Here is a 16,548-nt window from a genome sequence, read left to right on the forward strand (position 1 = left end):
ATTCAGGAGTGTTCATGGGGCCGGAGGCGGCTGCGACGGAAACCGGGGTGCTCGGAGAACTCATGGACCAGGCCTGGCCTGCACCGGACCGTGAAGAACTCTCCGGTTGGGTGATGCGTGCCGCGGGCGGCGTCACCCAGCGAGCCAACTCGGTGTGGCCGCGCGGCACTGCCGTCGATCCCGCCGCGCTCAGCAACGCGACGCTTTGGTACCGGCGCCGGCGCCTGCCGCTGATCTTCCAAGTATTCGACGATCTCCGGTACGCGGAGCTGAATGACCTGCTCGATGCCGGACGCTTCACACGGCAATCGGAAACCCTCATCATGGCCCGCGCGGCGGAGGGGATTCTTTCCGGGAGTGTGCCCGGCGTCGAGATCTCCGGCACGCCTTCGGAGGAATGGCTTCGGCTCTGGTGGTCGGTGGACGGCCGCGGCGGCGACGGGGAACTGGAGATAGCCCGCCGCATCCTCGCCGGCTGCCCGTCGCTTTACGCATTGCTCAGGGACGACGGCGGCGTGCCCGCCGCCGTCGGGCGCCTCGCCCTGCCGTCGGGTGCTCTTCCGGTGGAGGCTGCAGGGGGCTGGGGCGGGCTGTACTGCATGGCGACCAGCCGGGAGCACCGCCGCCAGGGCTTCGCCCGGCGCATCCTGGACGCCCTGCTGTCCGCCGGCGTCGACGGCGGAGTGGCGAACTTCTGGCTCATGGTGACCGCCGGCAACAGTGCGGCGCAGGCCCTGTACACCGGGGGAGGTTTCCGTGAGCAGGGCCGGTATCTGTACCGTCAGGCGCCACTGCAGCGCGCAGTGAGCGGTTGCTGACGCCAGGCGACCGGCGGCGGTGGCGGCAATTACCGGGGCACCTCCAAGGTGAGGGCGAATTGCTTGCGGTCGCCGGGTGCTCCCGCGAAACCGCTGAAAAGGAGTTTGCCATCGTGGATGATGGCTGCTCCGATGTCCAGGTTTTCGCCCGAGAGCGCCTCGTGCTTGAGCTCCTTGGGCTGGAACGCCGTGCCGTCCGGGCTTGTGTAGAGGAATGGTTTGCGATCCTGCGCCGTTCCTTGCGTCCCGACGACAGCGAAGCCGTCCCCGTCGCTGAGGAGATGGACTGAGCCGTAGGCGGCTTCGCCGAGGGCTTCGGGCAGTGCGGTGCCGGCCGTCCAGCCCTTGCCCTGGTCCGTGCTGCGGTAGAGGGTGTAGCGCGTTCCCTTGCCTTCCTGTTGCGCGTACACCAACGCCACGGTGGTCTTCGTACCGGACTCAAGCGCGAGGACCTCGGAGTCGGTGTATCCCGGGACCTTGGCCAGAGCCACCGGTGCCCAAGTCTTCGCATCCGTCGAGCGCCAGACCACCGGGGCGTTCTTGACGTCCTTTTCCATGAAGCCACCGGCGAGCAGTGTCTTTCCGGAGGTTTCCGCCAAGGCGTGGATGGCGCGGTCGTTGTCGTACTTCCCCTCAAAGGAAGGCACAGTGATCCTCGTCCAGGTTCGTCCGTCCTTGGACATGGCCAAGGCCGCACTGGTGGAAATCTGCCGTGCATCCGGATGACTTCCCGCTGCGAGGAAGCCACGGGAGGTGGCCAATGCTGCGTTCACCGGAGGAGTGTCCCGCGGGCTTCTCGCCCCGAACACATCGCCGTTGTAGGAGAACCAGTCACCGCCAGGTTTCCGCGTCCACAAGAGGGGTTTTGTGCTGTTCCATGCGTCCTCGTACCCGAACAGCAATTCCCCATGGACTGTGCTGCTCAGGCCGGAGAGAATCTGCGGCCCGGCGAGTTTCAGCGCCGTACGGTCTTTGAAGTTCCTTCCGTCCTCCGATCTCCACAGTCCGGCATCCAAACCACGGGAACCCAGGGCGAGCAGGGTTCCCTCGGATACAGCAAACTGGCTCAGCGCCGGCGATTCCGGAACAGGGCCGGCCAGCGAAGGGGTGCGGTCCTGGGCTGATCCCTTTCCGTCCAGCAGCAGTACCTTCGGGGCGACGGTCCCCTTCCCGGAGACGGTGCTGGCGACGAGCGTGCCGTCAGCGACCTGGGCAACGTCGGCGAGATAATTGTGCTGGCCCTTGTCCGGCGCCGGTACATGCACTTGCTTCCATGGCTGCGCGCCACGACGCTCGAACAGGCGGTAATCGGCGAGCGTCCCGTCCCCGGTGCGGGTCATCAATGCCTGCCGGGAGTCGGACCCCGTAAATTCCTTAACCGTGGGGAACTGTTCCTTCCCGTCCGCCCACTGCGCGTCGACGGCCAGGGTCCATTTGCCGCCCGGGACCCAGTGAGCGTCCAGACCCCGCGCCTGGCGTTCCGCGGTCTGCAGTCCGTAGGCAGTCACGGGCGGGTACCCGAAGCCCAGCAGCCGGAACGCCTTGCCATCCCAATGCGCGGCCCGGAAACCGCTGTTGCCTGGCGCGATTTTGGATGCATCAGGACTGATGTCCTTCCAGCTCAAACCGCCGTCAGCCGAGGAATAGGCAATGGCGTCGATCGCCCCTGATGCGTCGCCCCGTTGACCGGCGAGGATCATGGTGGTGCCGTTGCTCGCCGCAGCGAGCAGGTGGATCCCGCGACCGACCGGAAGCCCCTTCGCCTTGACGGTGGTCCACTCGGCGTCGCCGTTGCTGCGGTGCACGCGGAAGGCGCCATCCGACTTGCTGAGCACTGCCCAGTCCTGGCCCAGGCGAAACGCCATCGCGCCGTCGTATTGAGGATCCAGCACGATTCCTTTTCCGATGGCCGTGAATTCCCGCCCGTTCGTGCTCACATAGGGCATCAGCCGGGTGTTTTCCTGGGCGAGGGCAAGCCATTCTTTGCCTGCGTGCTCGAAACTGTTCGGGGCATGTTTCGCCTCCCTGCCGCCGAACCGGACTTCTTCCCAGCTCTTGCCACTGTCCGAAGAATGCCTGATGACGGAACGGGCCCCACCTGCGTCTCTGCCCGACATGCTTAGCATTACCTCGGGCCCGTCGCTGGCAATGACATCGGCGCCGATCCGCACGAACGGCGTCTTCGCAGCCTCCGAGTCCATACCCGAGGTATTGAACTCCAAACGGTCCTGCTGGAAGATCCCGCCGCCGGTGCAGCCCGTGAGGGCAAGGACAAGTACGGCAGCCGCCGCGGCAAGAGGGCGTCGCGTGGTTTTCATGTGTTCCCCCGAAAATCTGTGAGGACCTCCGGCCCCCGGCTTTTCTGGAGTCTAGGCAGCCGGGCGCATGGTTCGCGCGGGGGAGACGCCCGCTTGTGGATAACTTGCCCGAAAATGCCGCCTAGTCAGGGTCGGTCACCAGGATACGGAGCGAACAGGCATCGAGCGCCGCTTGCCGGAGCACAGCGAAGTTGGGGTCCGGTACTGCCATGAAGGCCAGCCTGCTCCGGCGCGCGTGCCCGCGCAGTGCCGGATCGGCAAGGACGGCCGCGGCCAGGGCAGCGTCTCCGCCGGGCAGGAGGTATTCGATGGCGTGGCCGTCGAAAACGGTGGCGGCGTGTGCGGCAACGGCTGACGCCAGGGCGTCGGCCTGGTTGGCGCGGCGACGGGCGAAGCGCTGCTGGGAACTGCCGCCGGCCGCGGAGCGGGACTGCACGTAACGGCTGCCGGTCTTGGAGGCCAGGAGCTTCCCTCCGCTGGCGACGCCGACCGCGAACCCGCCGCGCCGTACCAGGACGAGGCCGATCTTCCGTTCCTGGGACGCGAGGGAAATGAGCCGTTGCACGCCGTCGGCGCCGCGTCCCGGGCGCCCGTCGTCAGGCCACGGTGCCTGGAGCGCCGCAGTGGCGCCGTCGGACGCGCGCAGCAGCAGCCCGCCGTCGTACAGTTCCTCCCGGACGCTGCCGTGGCTGGCCGCGAAACGCTCCACCCAGCCGGCGAGCCTGGGCGCCGGAACGACTGCGGTCCTGGACGGTGCCGCCTTGGATCGGCTGCTGTCCACTGCGATGCCTCCTTCGCCGGAATCCATGAGTAGCCTAGTCGGTGTGGAAGATCTCTTTGGTTCCGGCGACGACAGCATGGACGACTCAGTCGGCCGCTACACGGACCAGGACACAGGCGACAAGGGCAGGCAGGCCCCGCCGCTGGCCGTCCGAATGCGCCCGAAGAACCTCGACGAGGTGGTCGGCCAGCAGCACCTGCTCGGACAAGGCTCGCCGCTGCGTCAGCTCGCCGCCGGCGCCGAAGCTGTGGGACCGGCCGGTCCCAGCTCGGTGCTGCTCTGGGGTCCTCCGGGCACGGGCAAAACCACGCTCGCGCATGTGATCGCACGCGGGCCCGGCCGGAAGTTCGTGGAGCTCTCCGCCATCACGGCGGGTGTCCGGGATGTCCGCCGGGTCATGGACGAGGCCCTGACCGCGCGGGACCTGTACAAGACCACCACAGTCCTCTTCCTCGACGAGATCCACCGCTTCAACAAGGCACAGCAGGACGCGTTGTTGCCCGGCGTCGAAAACCGCTGGGTGGTGCTGGTGGCGGCCACCACCGAAAATCCGTCCTTCTCCGTGGTGTCCCCGCTGCTGTCCCGGTCGTTGCTGCTCACTTTGAAACCGCTCACCGATCAGGACATCGAAGGACTGTTGCTGCGCGCCGTCAGCGATCCGCGCGGCCTCGGCGGGACGGTGGAGCTGAGCCCCGAGGCGCTCGAGCATCTCGTCCGGCTTTCGGCCGGCGACGCCCGCCGGGCCCTGACGGCGCTGGAAGCGGCCGCGGGCGTCGCCTTCGGTGACCGGCACGACCACCCGCAAAAGGACGACGACGGCGGCGCTCCGGCGGGTGCCGGCGCGGACTCCGCGCTCGTCGTCGAACTCCGGCACACCGAACGCGCGCTGGATTCGGCCGCCGTGCGGTATGACCGCGCGGGCGACCAGCATTACGACGTGGCCAGCGCATTCATCAAGTCCATCAGGGGCTCGGACGTCGACGCGGCCCTGCACTACCTGGCGCGCATGCTTGAAGCGGGTGAGGATCCGCGCTTCATTGCCCGCCGCATCGTGATTTCGGCGTCCGAGGACATTGGCATGGCCGATCCCACCGCACTGCAGACCGCGGTCGCGGCCGCCCAGGCAGTCCAGCTCATCGGCATGCCCGAAGGGCGCATCATCCTCGCCGAAGCGGTGGTGCACCTCGCAACAGCGCCCAAGTCCAATGCCGCTTATATGGGCATCAACGCGGCGATTGCCGATGTCAGGGCCGGCCTCGGCAGCGGGATCCCCATGCATCTTCGCGATGCCCATTACCAAGGCGCCAAGGGCCTCGGGCACGGGCAGGGCTACAAATACGCCCACGATGCCCCGCACGGAGTGGCCCCCCAGCAGTACCCGCCCGACGACCTGGTGGGCAAGGACTACTACAAGCCCACCGCGAACGGCGCCGAACGGGAGATGGCTACCCGGTTGGAGAAGCTGCGCCGCATCATCCGGGAGAAATAGCCGCGTCGCGCCGGGAGAGAATGCTTGGCGCCGCGCCGGGCGGGGCGCCCGGCCGGGGGATGCTAGGATGGATGTTTGTCTGGCATGGTCCGGGCGCAACCTCCTTCGAAGATTTCTGTGACGGAGCTGTGCCGCGGAGCAGTAGCAAAAGGCAGCGGTTGGCCGATGCTCTCCCACATGGAGGCCAGTTACATCAACACACCGCAGTAATTTGGAAGGACACAAGTGGCTAACAACACTCGTGCTCGCCGTACCGCACGCCTTTCGCGTGCGCTCGGCATCGCTCTGACTCCCAAGGCCGCCAAGTACATGGAGCGCCGTCCGTACGGCCCCGGTGAACACGGTCGCGCCCGCAAGAAGCAGGACTCCGACTACGCCGTTCGTCTGCGCGAAAAGCAGCGTCTGCGTGCCCAGTACGGCATCCGCGAAGCCCAGATGACCCGTGCCTTCGAAGAAGCACGCCGCACCAAGGGCCTGACCGGTGAAAACCTGATCGAACTGCTCGAAATGCGTCTCGACGCCCTCGTGCTGCGTGCCGGTTTCGCCCGTACCATCGCCCAGGCCCGCCAGCTGGTTGTGCACCGCCACATCCTGGTTGACGGCGTCCGCGTGGACCGCCCGTCGTTCCGCGTTTCCGAAGGCCAGCTCGTCCACGTCCACAGCCGCAGCGAGGTCATGGCTCCGTTCCAGGTCGCCGCAGCAGGTGCACACGTCCTGAACGTGACCCCGCCGTACCTGGATGTCAAGATCGACGCGCTCCAGGCCCGCCTGGTTCGCCGCCCGAAGCGCTCCGAGGTCCCCGTGACCTGCGAAGAGCAGCTCGTCGTCGAATTCTACGCACGCTAAATTCCAGCGAACGTATACAAAGAAGCCCGTGGCACGCGCCGCGGGCTTCTTTGTATGTAAGGTACTTGGGGGAGAACAGCAGGACAGCCGCGGGAATTTCCGCAGCCGGCCCGCCAAACACGTAACGCAAGGAGATGAGAGAACATGACTGGTGGCGATATCGCAGGACTGATCGCAGCCGGGGTTTTCGCCCTCCTCGTCCTCCTGCTGGCGGTGCCGATCCTCAAGCTCGGACGGGTTTTCGACGAGGTCCGCACCTCCATCCGAAGCATCAGCGACGGCGCCACCCCCCTGATGGACGAAGTGACGGCCACCGTTTCCACCACCAACCAGCAGCTGAAGAAAGTCGACGGCATCGCCTCGAACGTCTCGGACGCCTCGGCCAACATCTCGGCCCTTTCTTCCTTGGTCGCTGCCACGCTCGGATCCCCGCTCATCAAGGTCGCTGCCTTCAGCTACGGCGTCCGTTCCGCGTTCACCGCCCGCCGCAAACCCGCATCCGGCCGCCGCAGCCGCTGAACCGCATCAACCAGGACCCGTAAGTCAGGAACATCGTGAAAAGAATCGTCTGGATGGGAATCGGCGTTGCGATCGGCGTGATCGCGTTCCGAAAGATCAGCGAAGCCAAGGACGGCCTCGGCCCCGAAGGCCTCAACCGAGCCGTGGCCAGGCTGGCCGACGGCATTTACGACTTCGCCGATGCCGTGCGGGCAGGAATGGGCGAACGGGAAAGTGAGCTCCGGGCCGCCTTGGGCTTGGAGGACGACGGCGCCACCCGCCGCTAGGCCCCGCGGTTCGCCCTACCGCCAACAACAGGGCAGAATTGGAAGCTGCGGGAATGGCATCTGCCGCCCGCGCATTGAGTCAGGTTTCAGAAGGGTAAGTAATCAGCTAATGAAGTCGCAGGAGATCACCAAGCGCTGGGTGGACTTTTTTGTCAGCAAGGGCCACACCGCTGTTCCTTCGGCGTCGCTCGTGTCCAGCGACCCCTCGCTGCTCTTCACCGTGGCCGGCATGGTGCCCTTCATCCCGTACCTGACCGCACGCGAAGAGCCAGCCTTCAATCGTGCCACGAGTGTGCAGAAGTGCATCCGCACCGGCGACATCGAAGAAGTGGGCAAGACCGCCCGCCATGGCACCTTCTTCCAGATGTGCGGCAACTTCTCCTTCGGCGATTACTTCAAGGAAGACGCCATCAAGTTCGCCTTCGAACTGCTCACCAGGAGCGTTGACGACGGCGGTTACGGCCTGCCTGCCGAGCGCCTTTGGGTGACGGTCTACGAAGAGGACGACGAAGCCAAGGAACTGTGGCTGAAGAACACCGCCATCCCGGCCGAGCGCATCCAGCGCATGGGCAAGGCCGACAACTACTGGTCCACCGGCCAGCCCGGCCCTGCGGGCCCGTGCTCCGAGATCTACTACGACCGCGGCCCTGCATACGGCGTCGAGGGCGGCCCGATCGCCGACGAAACCCGCTACATCGAAATCTGGAACCTGGTCTTCATGCAGTACCAGATCGAGAACGTGCGCTCCAAGGTGGACTTCGACATCGTGGGCGAACTGCCCAAGAAGAACATCGACACCGGCCTCGGCATGGAACGCCTCGCCATGATCCTGCAGGGCGTCGAGAACATGTACGAGACCGACCAGGTCCGTCCGGTCATCGACAAAGCCGCCGAGCTCTCCGGCAAGGAATACACCTCGGCCGAGTCCGACGACGACCCGCACCACACCGACGACGTCCGCATGCGTGTTGTGGCCGACCACATCCGCTCCGCCCTCATGCTGATCTCCGACGGCGTGGTCCCCTCCAACGAGGGCCGCGGTTACGTGCTGCGCCGCCTCATCCGCCGCGCCGTCCGCGCCATGCGCCTCCTCGGTGTCGAAAAGGCCTGCCTGCCCGATCTGCTCCCCGCCTCCCGCGACGCCATGAAGGGTGTCTACCCCGTGGTGGAGACCGACTTCGAGCGCATCAGCCGCATCGCCTACGCCGAGGAAAGGGCGTTCCTGCGCACCATCGCCTCGGGCACCGCGCGGCTCGAGGAAGCCGTCGTGGCCTCCAGGGCCGCGGGCACCCCGCTCTCGGGCGAGGACGCCTTCACCTTGCACGACACCTACGGTTTCCCGATCGACCTCACCCTCGAAATGGCGGAGGAAGCCGGGCTGAAGGTCGATGAAGCCGGATTCCGTGGCCTCATGCTCGAACAGCGCCAGCGGGCCCAGGCCGATGCCAAGGCCAAGAAGGGCGGCCACGCCGACGTCGCCGTGTTCCAGGAACTCCTGGGCGAGGGCGCGACCGTCTTCACCGGCTACGGTGAGCTGGAAAGCGAGTCCCGGGTCCGCGGCATCGTCAGCGGCGGCAAGCGCCTCGGCCACGCCTCCACCGGCGACGAGATCGAGCTCGTACTCGCCGAAACCCCGTTCTACGCCGAGGCCGGCGGCCAGTCCGCAGACCAGGGCCTCATCACCGGCGACGGCTTCGTCGTCGAGGTCCTCGACGTGCAGCGCCCGGTCAAGGGCCTGAGCGTGCACAAGGCGATCGTCCGCGAAGGCGAGATCGCCGAATCCTCGCTGGTGCACGCCGCCGTCGACCGCGAACGCCGCCATGCCGCCGAGCAGGCGCACACCGGCACGCACATCGTGCACGCCGCCCTGCACCAGATCCTCGGCCCGGAGGCCACCCAGCGGGGTTCCTTCAACAAGGCCGGCTACCTGCGCTTCGACTTCGCCTGGGGCGAGGGCCTTAGCCCCGCCACAAGGTCCGAGATCGAAGAAGTCTCGAACATTGCCATCCGCAACAACTTCCGCGTGGACACCAAGGTCATGGGCCTGGCCGAGGCCAAGGCCCTTGGGGCCATGGCCCTGTTCGGCGAGAACTACGGCAGCGAGGTGCGCGTTGTCGAGATCGACGGCGCCTGGTCCCGGGAACTCTGCGGCGGCACCCACGTGGCAAACACCTCGCTGATCGGCAGCCTCTCGCTGCTGGGCGAGCAGTCCGTGGGGTCCGGAAACCGCCGCGTCGAGGCCTTCGTCGGCCTTGACGCCTTCCGCCACCTCGCCGCTGAGCGTGCCCTCGTCACCGAACTGACCGAAATGCTCAAGGTCCCGTCCGGTCAGCTCGCCGACCGGATCTCGGCCACCCTGAACAAGCTCAAGGCCACCGAGAAAGAACTCGACCGCCTCCGCAAGGAGCAGCTCGCCGCGCAGGCCGCGAACCTTCTTGCCAGCGCCCGGGACGCCGCGGGCGTGCGTGTCATCGCGCACGACGCCGGCCAGGTCGGGGGAGCGGACGACCTCCGCGGCCTCGCGATGGACCTGCGCAACCGCCTCGGCTCGGAAGCCTCCACCGTGGCGGTGGCCGGCGTCAGCAACGACCGTCCGGTCATCATCGTGGCCACCAACGAAGCCGCCCGCAGTGCCGGCGTGAAAGCCGGTGCCCTGGTGCGCGTGGCCGCCGGGATACTCGGCGGCGGCGGTGGCGGCAAGGACGACGTCGCCCAGGGCGGCGGCACGGACGCGGCCAAGGTCGGGGCCGCCCTCACCGCCGTCGTGGACGCGATCACCGCGCGGTGATCCCGGACTCCATGCCGGACAACAGTACCTACCCCCGGGGCGTGAAACTGGGGGTCGACGTCGGAACCGTCCGGGTCGGGCTTTCGGCCTGCGACCCGGACGGCATCCTGGCCACTCCGATCAGGACGTTGAGCCGGGACGTGAAGAAGAATTCCGACGTCGGAGTCATCGTCAAGCAGGCAGCGGAGCGCGGTGCCGTGCAAATTTTCGTCGGGCTTCCGCGGACCTTGAAAGGCCAGGAAGGGCCGTCCGCCCGGATGGCCGCCGACTATGCGCTGCTGCTCGCGGAGGCCATTGGACGCGCCGGTTTGGATGTTCCCGTCAACCTCATCGACGAACGCCTCAGCACGGTTTCGGCGCACCGGAGCCTGCATGAAGCTGGATTGAGCGGCAAAGATCACCGTAAAGTGGTGGATCAGCTTGCTGCGGCCGGAATCCTGCAGCACGCCATCGAGATGCAGAAATCCAGAGGCCAGGATGTCGGCCGGCGCGTGTTGGCGCCCGCGCCGGCCGAGAAGTCTGTGCAGCCCGGGGGAGCCGGCGCGGACGGGTCTGGTCCAGCAACTGAGACAGATTTCCAACGAGCGGAAGGCAATCGTGAGCCCGGTCAATCATGACCCCTCCGGTGAAACACCCGAGCCCGACGGACGTCCCCTGACGCGCCGGGAAATGCGTGCCAGGGAGCGCTACCTGGAAACCCAGCAGCAATTGCTGGTTCCCCTCCCCGCACCAGTGCCCGCCGTTTCCAACGGCCCGGCCCCCGAGGTTCCCGAAGCCGCTGGTTCTCCGGCGCCTGTCGGGCACCCGGAGGTTCCCGGGCATGCCGGGCACGGCGCACATGCCGCGTTGCCGGAGTACGTGGAACCTGCCGTGCAAGAAGGCTTTGCCGTGCAAGAAGACGCTGCCCTGCATCCGGATCCTGTTGTGTACGCCGATCCTGCCGTGCACGCGGAGCCGCTTGTGCACGCGGAGCCGCTTGTGCACGCGGAGCCGCTTGTGCACGCGGAGCCGCTTGTGCACGCGGAGCCGCTTGTGCATGCGGAGTATGTGGGCTACGACGAGGAGCGGGGAGCCGTGGCGCATCCGGAACCCGCCGCCTACCGCGAACCCATTGAAGAGCCGGCCGGCCAGGACCACGCTGCGTTCCATGGCCACGACGGCCACGGGTTGCATGCCGGTGAGGCCACCTATACCTTCGATGATCCGCACGCCGTCCACTACGACGATGCACAGCACCATGACGCCGGGTATGGGAACTTCCACGAGGAGCTCCACCACGACGATCACGAACCGCACCCGGTGCTGGCCTCCGTCGACGCCCACCCCCAGCCTTCCAAGAAGGTGCGCCGCCGTCGTCGCGGCCTCGCGTTGTTCCTGACGTTCGTAGTGTTCGTCGCGGCCGTCGCGCTTGGCGCGCAGCTGCTCAAGCCCTTGCTCGGCATGGACAGGTTGAAGGATTACCCCGGGCCCGGAACCGGCACGGTTTCGGTGACGGTAATGCCTGGCGCCGGGCCGAAGCAGGTCGCCGATCAGCTGCAGAGCGAAGGAATCGTGGCCGATTCCAGCAGTTTCCTTGAGGCGTTCTCGGCCTCCGGCGGAGAACTGTCGCCCGGTGAGTTCACGTTCCGCAAGGAAATGAAGAATTCGGATGCCGTGGCGGTCCTGGTGAAGAACGATGCCGGCAAGGTCATCTACTTCGCCCTGAGCGCGGGGCTGCGCATCGGAGAGTCACTGGATGCCATTGCGCAGGGCTCGGGAATCCCGTTGGAGCAGCTCAAATCGCTGAGTGACAGCCCGGCGCAGTTCGGGGTGCCCGCCAAGGCGAAGAATCTTGAAGGCTTCCTCGCTCCGGGAGAATACCGCTTCCCGCTGGGCACCAGTGCCAAGGACATCCTCCAGAAGCTTGTCACGGGCACCATGAACGAACTCAAGGCGCAGGGGATCACGGATCCCACCAAGCAGTACCAGACCATCATCGTGGCAAGCATCGTGCAGGCCGAAGGCGGCCAGGCGGATTACCGGAACGTTGCCGGTGCCATCTACAACAGGCTCAAGCCCAGCAACAAAGAAACCAACGGCCTGATCCAGTCCGATGCCACCGTCACCTACGGCCTGGGCACCAAGACCTTCCACCTGACCGATGAACAGAAGGCGGACAAGGGCAACCCCTACAACACCTACGCCAACGCCGGTCTTCCGGTCGGACCGATCGGTTCACCGGGGAAGACCGCCATCGACGCCGCTGCCAAGCCCGCTGCGAACAACTACCTGTACTGGGTGACCATCAACCTGGACACCAAGGAAACGAAGTTCTCCAGCACCCTGGCCGAGCACAACAAGTACGTCGCCCTGTACACCGCGTGGTGCACCGCCAATCCGGGACGGTGTGTATGAGCCGCCGCGCGGCGGTTCTCGGGCACCCCATCGGCCATTCGAAGTCCCCGGCCCTGCACCGCGCCGCGTACGCTCAGCTTGGAGTGGACATCAGCTACACGGCGATCGACGTGACCGCCGGGCAACTGCCGGAATTCATGGCCGGCATCGCCGGCCAGCCGGAGTGGTGCGGCCTGTCCGTGACCATGCCGCTCAAGACCGCCATGATGGCGGAAATAGACGAAGTCAGGGGTGCCGGTGCACACCTTGGCGTGATCAACACGGTCGCATTCGAGAACGACGGCGGGACGCCCCGCCGGATCGGCTACAACACCGACGTTGCCGGCATCGTCCGGGCTGTCGGCTACGCGGGCGTCGCTGAGCGTCCCGACGCCGTCGTGCTGGGTGGCGGTGGAACGTCCGCCGCGGCGATCGCCGCGCTCCGCGAGCTCGGCTGTGACAGTGCGCGGGTCTATGTGCGCGACGCCGGACGGGCAGGTGAAGCGGTCAAGTCCGCCGCCGCCGTCGGGCTGGCCATTGAGCTGCTTCCCATGGAGGACGCCGCGGAAGGCATCGCCGGCGCGGGGCTGGTGGTTTCCACCCTGCCGCCGCGTGCGGCCGACGGCATCGCCGAACGGCTGTCCGCCCTTGGCGCGGACTCTGCCGGCGGAGTGCTCCTTGACGTCGCCTATGACCCATGGCCCAGCCGGATCGCCGAGGAATGGCAGCGGCGCGGGGGAACGGTGGTTCCGGGCCTGGAGATGTTGCTGTACCAGGCGGTCGAGCAGATCAGGCTGTTCAGCGCCCGTGACGTCGGCGCCGATGTCATAGATGTGATGTGCGACTCAGTCGGGCTTCCCCGGCGGGTCTACTAACCCCCTTACATGGCAGGATTGGATATATGTTGCGTTGGTTGACTGCCGGAGAATCCCATGGGCCGGCACTGCTCGGAATTGTTGAAGGCGTCCCCGCCGGTGTGGAACTGGCCAGTGATGACCTGCGCGAAGCGCTGGCCCGCCGCCGCCTCGGTTACGGCCGCGGCGCCCGCATGAAGTTCGAGCAGGATGAAGTCAGCATTCTCGGCGGTGTCCGCCACGGCCTCACCCAGGGCGGACCGGTGGCGATCCAGATCGGCAACACCGAGTGGCCCAAGTGGGAGCAGATCATGTCCGCCGATCCGGTGGACCCTGAGATCCTTGCCGACCAGGCCCGTAACGCCCCGCTGACCCGCCCGCGCCCCGGCCACGCCGATTTCACCGGCATGCAGAAGTATGGCTTCGACGAGGCACGTCCGGTCCTGGAGCGCGCCAGCGCCCGCGAAACCGCCACGCGCGTTGCCCTGGGCACCGTCGCCGCCCGTTTCCTCAAGCAGCTCGGCATCGAGCTCGTCAGCCACACCGTGTCCATCGCCAGCGTCTCGGTTCCGGAAGGCCGGCCCCTGCCGCTGCCCTCCGACGTCCTGGCCCTGGATTCGGACCCGCTGCGTTGTTTCGACCGTGAAACCTCGGACGCCATGGTGGCCGAGGTGGATGCGGCGCACAAGGAAGGCGAAACCCTCGGCGGCGTCGTCGAGGTACTTGCTTACGGCCTGCCGCCGGGACTGGGAAGCTACGTCCACTGGGACCGCCGCCTGGACGCACGGCTCGCCGCCGCCCTGATGGGCATCCAGGCGATCAAGGGCGTGGAAGTCGGCGACGGTTTCCGGACCGCAGCCCGCCGTGGATCGGCAGCCCACGATGAGATCGTCCGTGACGACAACGGCCGGATCATCCGCAAGACCAACCGCGCCGGCGGCGTCGAAGGCGGCATGAGCATCGGCGAGGTGCTCCGCGTCCGGGCTGCCATGAAGCCGATCGCCACCGTGCCGCGCGCCCTGAAGACCATCGATGTGCGCACGGGCGAAGCTGCCAAGGCCCATCACCAGCGCTCGGACGTCTGTGCCGTCCCCGCTGCCGGCGTGGTCGCCGAAGCGATGGTGGCCCTGGTGCTCGCTGAAGCCGTTACTGAGAAGTTCGGTGGCGACTCCGTGGCCGAAACCGCCCGCAACCTCAAGGCCTACCTGGAGAACATCCCGGCGACCCTGGACACGGTCGGCAACTAGTGGTCCGTGGTAACTCCGGTGCCGGCGACCGTTCCGTCATCGTCCTGATGGGACCGATGGCTGTCGGCAAGTCCGTCATCGGTCATCAGCTGGCACAGCACCTGGGCCTGCCGTTCATCGACACCGACGCCGTCGTCGTCGAACAGCACGGTGCGATCGCCGACATCTTCGCGGGCCGGGGCGAGCACGCCTTCCGTGAAATCGAGGCGCGCACGGTGGCGCGCGCCGTCGAAGGTTCGCGTCAGGGCGGTGCCGTCATCTCGCTGGGGGGCGGTGCAGTCCTCGATTCGGGGACGCAGCAGCTGCTGGCCGGCTGCACCGCCGTCTACCTTGACTGCGACGCGGACACGGTCGCCGAACGGATCTCCCGGAACAGCGGACGCCCGCTGCTTGCCGGCGACGCCATGGCCCGCTGGGAGGCGCTGTTCGCGACCCGGAAGCCGGTCTACACCCGCCTGGCGGACATCACCATCGACGTCCGCAGCGGCACCGTCCCGGAGATCGCCCTCCGGGTGGAAGAAGCGCTGCAAAGCTTCATGGCCTTGAAAGAGGAAGTTCAACAATGAGCACTGGATCGACAATCATCAAGGTCACCGGACAGGCTGCCAACGACAATTACGACGTCGTGATCGGGCGCGGTCTCCTGTCTTCCCTCCCGGAAACCTTGGGGGAGCGGGTCAAGCGCGTCCTCGTGATCCACCCCCGGGCGCTGCGCCTCACCGGTGACGCCGTGCGCGCCGAACTCGACGCCGCGGGCTTCACCGCCGTCACGGCCGAAATCCCGGACGCCGAGGAAGGCAAGCACATCCAGGTGGCCGCGTTCTGCTGGCAGGTGCTGGGCCAGAACGACTTCACCCGCTCCGACGCGGTGGTGTCCGTGGGCGGCGGCGCCGTCACCGACCTCGCCGGCTTTGTGGCCGCGACTTGGCTGCGTGGCGTGAAGGTCGTCCACATGCCCACCAGCCTGCTCGGCATGGTGGACGCCTCCGTGGGCGGAAAGACCGGCATCAACACGGCCGAGGGCAAGAACCTGGTGGGGTCGTTCCACCCGCCGGCCGCCGTCCTGGCCGACCTCGACACCCTGCGCACCCTGCCGAAGAACGAATTGATCTCCGGCATGGCGGAGGTCATCAAATGCGGCTTCATCGCCGATCCCGCTATCCTCGACCTGATCGAAAACAAGGGCTCCGAAGCACTGGACGCGGAGTCCGACGTCGTCCGTGAACTCATCGAACGGGCCATCGCGGTCAAGGCCAAAGTGGTTTCCGAGGACCTCAAGGAATCGGGCCTTCGGGAAATCCTCAACTACGGCCACACGCTGGGCCACGCCATCGAACTGGTGGAACGCTACTCCTGGCGCCACGGCGCCGCTGTGTCGGTGGGCATGATGTTCGCCGCCGAACTCTCCCGCAGTGTCGGGCGGCTTTCCGACGCCGACGCCGACCGGCACCGAAGCATCCTTGAAGGCTTCGGGCTGCCGGTCACCTACCGCAAGGACCGCTGGCAAGGACTGCTCGACGGGATGCGGCGGGACAAGAAATCCCGCGGCGACCTCTTGCGCTTCGTGGTCCTCGACGGCATCGCCAAGCCCGGCATCCTTGATGTACCGGACACCTCCCTGCTGTTTGCCGCCTACCAGGAAATCGCATCATGACACCGACAACCCCGGATGGCATGACGGATTGGCCCACCGCCGGGTTCCCCGGCGTCCGCGTCAACCCGGACACCCTGCTGCCGCATGTGGTCAACGAAGACGCCATGGAAGCTGCCCTCGCCGAATCCACGGACCCGGCCGACCGCATCATGGCCCTGCTGCTGGAAGGCCACTTCGGCGACGCCGCCGAGGAACTGGCCGAGGCGCGCTGCCACGACCCGGAGTCCTTCAAGCTGCGGATCTACGAGGCCGAACTCCACCGCGCCACCAACCGTTTCGACCGCGCCGTGGAGTTGTTCCGGCAGCTTCTGGGCGAAGTGCACGGTACCAGCCGCGAACCGCTGGTCCACCAGTTCCTGGGCCGGGCCTACTTCGTGGCCGGCAATGTGGCCGCCGCAGCTGAATCCTTCTCCAAGGCGCTGGACCTGCGGGTCGCCCAAGCCGCGGACGCGTCCCTGATCTACTCCTCGGCCGTTGCCCTGCAGCGCGCGCGGAACGTGCTCGAACTGGCTTCCTGAGCCGGCCGGACGGCCCCGGACCGCGGCATCTGAACATTGCCGCTAGAATGGTTGTGGACTTTTCACGAAGTACGGGA

The 16,548-nt window shown here is 66.8% G+C and carries 15 protein-coding genes; 13 read left to right on the forward strand and 2 right to left on the reverse strand.

Annotation, left to right across the window (positions count from 1 at the left end; translation table 11 throughout):
* Positions 1-14 precede the first annotated feature (14 nt).
* Positions 15-818: a GNAT family N-acetyltransferase gene (locus tag ACNQPB_RS14160; RefSeq protein WP_498752701.1), complete on the forward strand. Its 804-nt coding sequence runs from the start codon at positions 15-17 to the stop codon at positions 816-818.
* A gap of 29 nt (positions 819-847) precedes the next feature.
* On the opposite strand, the gene ACNQPB_RS14165 is transcribed toward ACNQPB_RS14160, so the two are convergent.
* Both ACNQPB_RS14165 and ACNQPB_RS14170 read right to left on the reverse strand, forming a co-directional pair.
* Complete coding sequence (locus tag ACNQPB_RS14165) at positions 848-3,136, reverse strand: WD40/YVTN/BNR-like repeat-containing protein (RefSeq protein ID WP_498752703.1); 2,289 nt, start codon at positions 3,134-3,136, stop codon at positions 848-850.
* 121 nt (positions 3,137-3,257) lie between these two features.
* A complete protein-coding gene (locus ACNQPB_RS14170; RefSeq protein WP_498752705.1) occupies positions 3,258-3,944 on the reverse strand; it encodes an acVLRF1 family peptidyl-tRNA hydrolase in 687 nt (228 codons plus the stop codon).
* Between the two features lie 49 nt (positions 3,945-3,993).
* On the opposite strand from ACNQPB_RS14170, the gene ACNQPB_RS14175 reads away from it, so the two are divergent.
* The 12 genes from ACNQPB_RS14175 to ACNQPB_RS14230 all read left to right on the forward strand — a co-directional run bounded on the left by ACNQPB_RS14175 (position 3,994) and on the right by ACNQPB_RS14230 (position 16,471).
* On the forward strand, positions 3,994-5,406 hold the full coding sequence (locus ACNQPB_RS14175) for a replication-associated recombination protein A (RefSeq protein WP_498752841.1): 1,413 nt from the start codon (positions 3,994-3,996) through the stop codon (positions 5,404-5,406).
* A 225-nt stretch (positions 5,407-5,631) separates the two neighbouring features.
* Positions 5,632-6,252: a 30S ribosomal protein S4 gene (gene rpsD / locus ACNQPB_RS14180; protein WP_498752707.1), complete on the forward strand. Its 621-nt coding sequence runs from the start codon at positions 5,632-5,634 to the stop codon at positions 6,250-6,252.
* Positions 6,253-6,396: 144 nt separating this feature from the next.
* The gene (locus ACNQPB_RS14185) at positions 6,397-6,771 is read left to right on the forward strand and encodes a DUF948 domain-containing protein (protein ID WP_498752709.1); all 375 of its coding nucleotides are present in this window, start codon (positions 6,397-6,399) and stop codon (positions 6,769-6,771) included.
* Positions 6,772-6,824: 53 nt separating this feature from the next.
* Positions 6,825-7,037: a hypothetical protein gene (locus tag ACNQPB_RS14190; RefSeq protein WP_498752843.1), complete on the forward strand. Its 213-nt coding sequence runs from the start codon at positions 6,825-6,827 to the stop codon at positions 7,035-7,037.
* Between the two features lie 109 nt (positions 7,038-7,146).
* Positions 7,147-9,825 (forward strand): alanine--tRNA ligase, encoded by a 2,679-nt coding sequence (gene alaS / locus ACNQPB_RS14195; RefSeq protein WP_498752710.1) that lies wholly within the window; start codon positions 7,147-7,149, stop codon positions 9,823-9,825.
* 11 nt (positions 9,826-9,836) lie between these two features.
* Entirely contained in the window at positions 9,837-10,442 is a 606-nt protein-coding gene (gene ruvX, locus ACNQPB_RS14200) for a Holliday junction resolvase RuvX (RefSeq protein WP_498752845.1), read from the forward strand.
* Positions 10,423-12,219, forward strand: a complete 1,797-nt coding sequence (mltG, locus tag ACNQPB_RS14205) for an endolytic transglycosylase MltG (RefSeq protein WP_498752712.1) — start codon at positions 10,423-10,425, stop codon at positions 12,217-12,219. The genes ruvX and mltG overlap by 20 nt, the downstream gene beginning before the upstream one ends.
* Positions 12,216-13,073, forward strand: coding sequence for a shikimate dehydrogenase (locus ACNQPB_RS14210; protein ID WP_498752713.1), 858 nt, complete (start codon positions 12,216-12,218; stop codon positions 13,071-13,073). Before mltG ends, ACNQPB_RS14210 begins: the two co-directional genes overlap by 4 nt.
* Before the next feature lie 26 nt (positions 13,074-13,099).
* On the forward strand, positions 13,100-14,299 hold the full coding sequence (aroC, locus tag ACNQPB_RS14215) for a chorismate synthase (protein WP_498752715.1): 1,200 nt from the start codon (positions 13,100-13,102) through the stop codon (positions 14,297-14,299).
* A gap of 47 nt (positions 14,300-14,346) precedes the next feature.
* The gene (locus ACNQPB_RS14220; RefSeq protein WP_498752846.1) at positions 14,347-14,865 is read left to right on the forward strand and encodes a shikimate kinase; all 519 of its coding nucleotides are present in this window, start codon (positions 14,347-14,349) and stop codon (positions 14,863-14,865) included.
* Complete coding sequence (gene aroB / locus ACNQPB_RS14225; RefSeq protein WP_498752716.1) at positions 14,862-15,953, forward strand: 3-dehydroquinate synthase; 1,092 nt, start codon at positions 14,862-14,864, stop codon at positions 15,951-15,953. The genes ACNQPB_RS14220 and aroB overlap by 4 nt, the downstream gene beginning before the upstream one ends.
* Positions 15,950-16,471 carry a tetratricopeptide repeat protein gene (locus ACNQPB_RS14230; protein WP_498752718.1) on the forward strand — a complete coding sequence of 174 codons (522 nt, stop codon included), beginning with the start codon at positions 15,950-15,952 and terminating at the stop codon, positions 16,469-16,471. Before aroB ends, ACNQPB_RS14230 begins: the two co-directional genes overlap by 4 nt.
* Positions 16,472-16,548 lie beyond the last annotated feature (77 nt).

It is taken from the genome of Curtobacterium sp. LFS079 (assembly GCF_047977865.1).
GTDB lineage: Bacteria > Actinomycetota > Actinomycetes > Actinomycetales > Micrococcaceae > Arthrobacter.

Excerpts from the sequence above, each read along its gene's own strand:
- ruvX (WP_498752845.1), top strand. The coding sequence starts at position 9,837 with ATGCCGGACAACAGTACCTACCCCCGGGGCGTGAAACTGGGGGTCGAC.
- ACNQPB_RS14190 (WP_498752843.1), top strand. The coding sequence starts at position 6,825 with ATGGGAATCGGCGTTGCGATCGGCGTGATCGCGTTCCGAAAGATCAGC.
- ACNQPB_RS14165 (WP_498752703.1), bottom strand. The coding sequence starts at position 3,136 with ATGAAAACCACGCGACGCCCTCTTGCCGCGGCGGCTGCCGTACTTGTC.
- ACNQPB_RS14175 (WP_498752841.1), top strand. The coding sequence starts at position 3,994 with ATGGACGACTCAGTCGGCCGCTACACGGACCAGGACACAGGCGACAAG.
- ACNQPB_RS14160 (WP_498752701.1), top strand. The coding sequence starts at position 15 with ATGGGGCCGGAGGCGGCTGCGACGGAAACCGGGGTGCTCGGAGAACTC.
- aroB (WP_498752716.1), top strand. The coding sequence starts at position 14,862 with ATGAGCACTGGATCGACAATCATCAAGGTCACCGGACAGGCTGCCAAC.
- ACNQPB_RS14220 (WP_498752846.1), top strand. The coding sequence starts at position 14,347 with ATGGGACCGATGGCTGTCGGCAAGTCCGTCATCGGTCATCAGCTGGCA.
- ACNQPB_RS14230 (WP_498752718.1), top strand. The coding sequence starts at position 15,950 with ATGACACCGACAACCCCGGATGGCATGACGGATTGGCCCACCGCCGGG.
- aroC (WP_498752715.1), top strand. The coding sequence starts at position 13,100 with ATGTTGCGTTGGTTGACTGCCGGAGAATCCCATGGGCCGGCACTGCTC.
- ACNQPB_RS14170 (WP_498752705.1), bottom strand. The coding sequence starts at position 3,944 with ATGGATTCCGGCGAAGGAGGCATCGCAGTGGACAGCAGCCGATCCAAG.
- alaS (WP_498752710.1), top strand. The coding sequence starts at position 7,147 with ATGAAGTCGCAGGAGATCACCAAGCGCTGGGTGGACTTTTTTGTCAGC.
- ACNQPB_RS14210 (WP_498752713.1), top strand. The coding sequence starts at position 12,216 with ATGAGCCGCCGCGCGGCGGTTCTCGGGCACCCCATCGGCCATTCGAAG.
- ACNQPB_RS14185 (WP_498752709.1), top strand. The coding sequence starts at position 6,397 with ATGACTGGTGGCGATATCGCAGGACTGATCGCAGCCGGGGTTTTCGCC.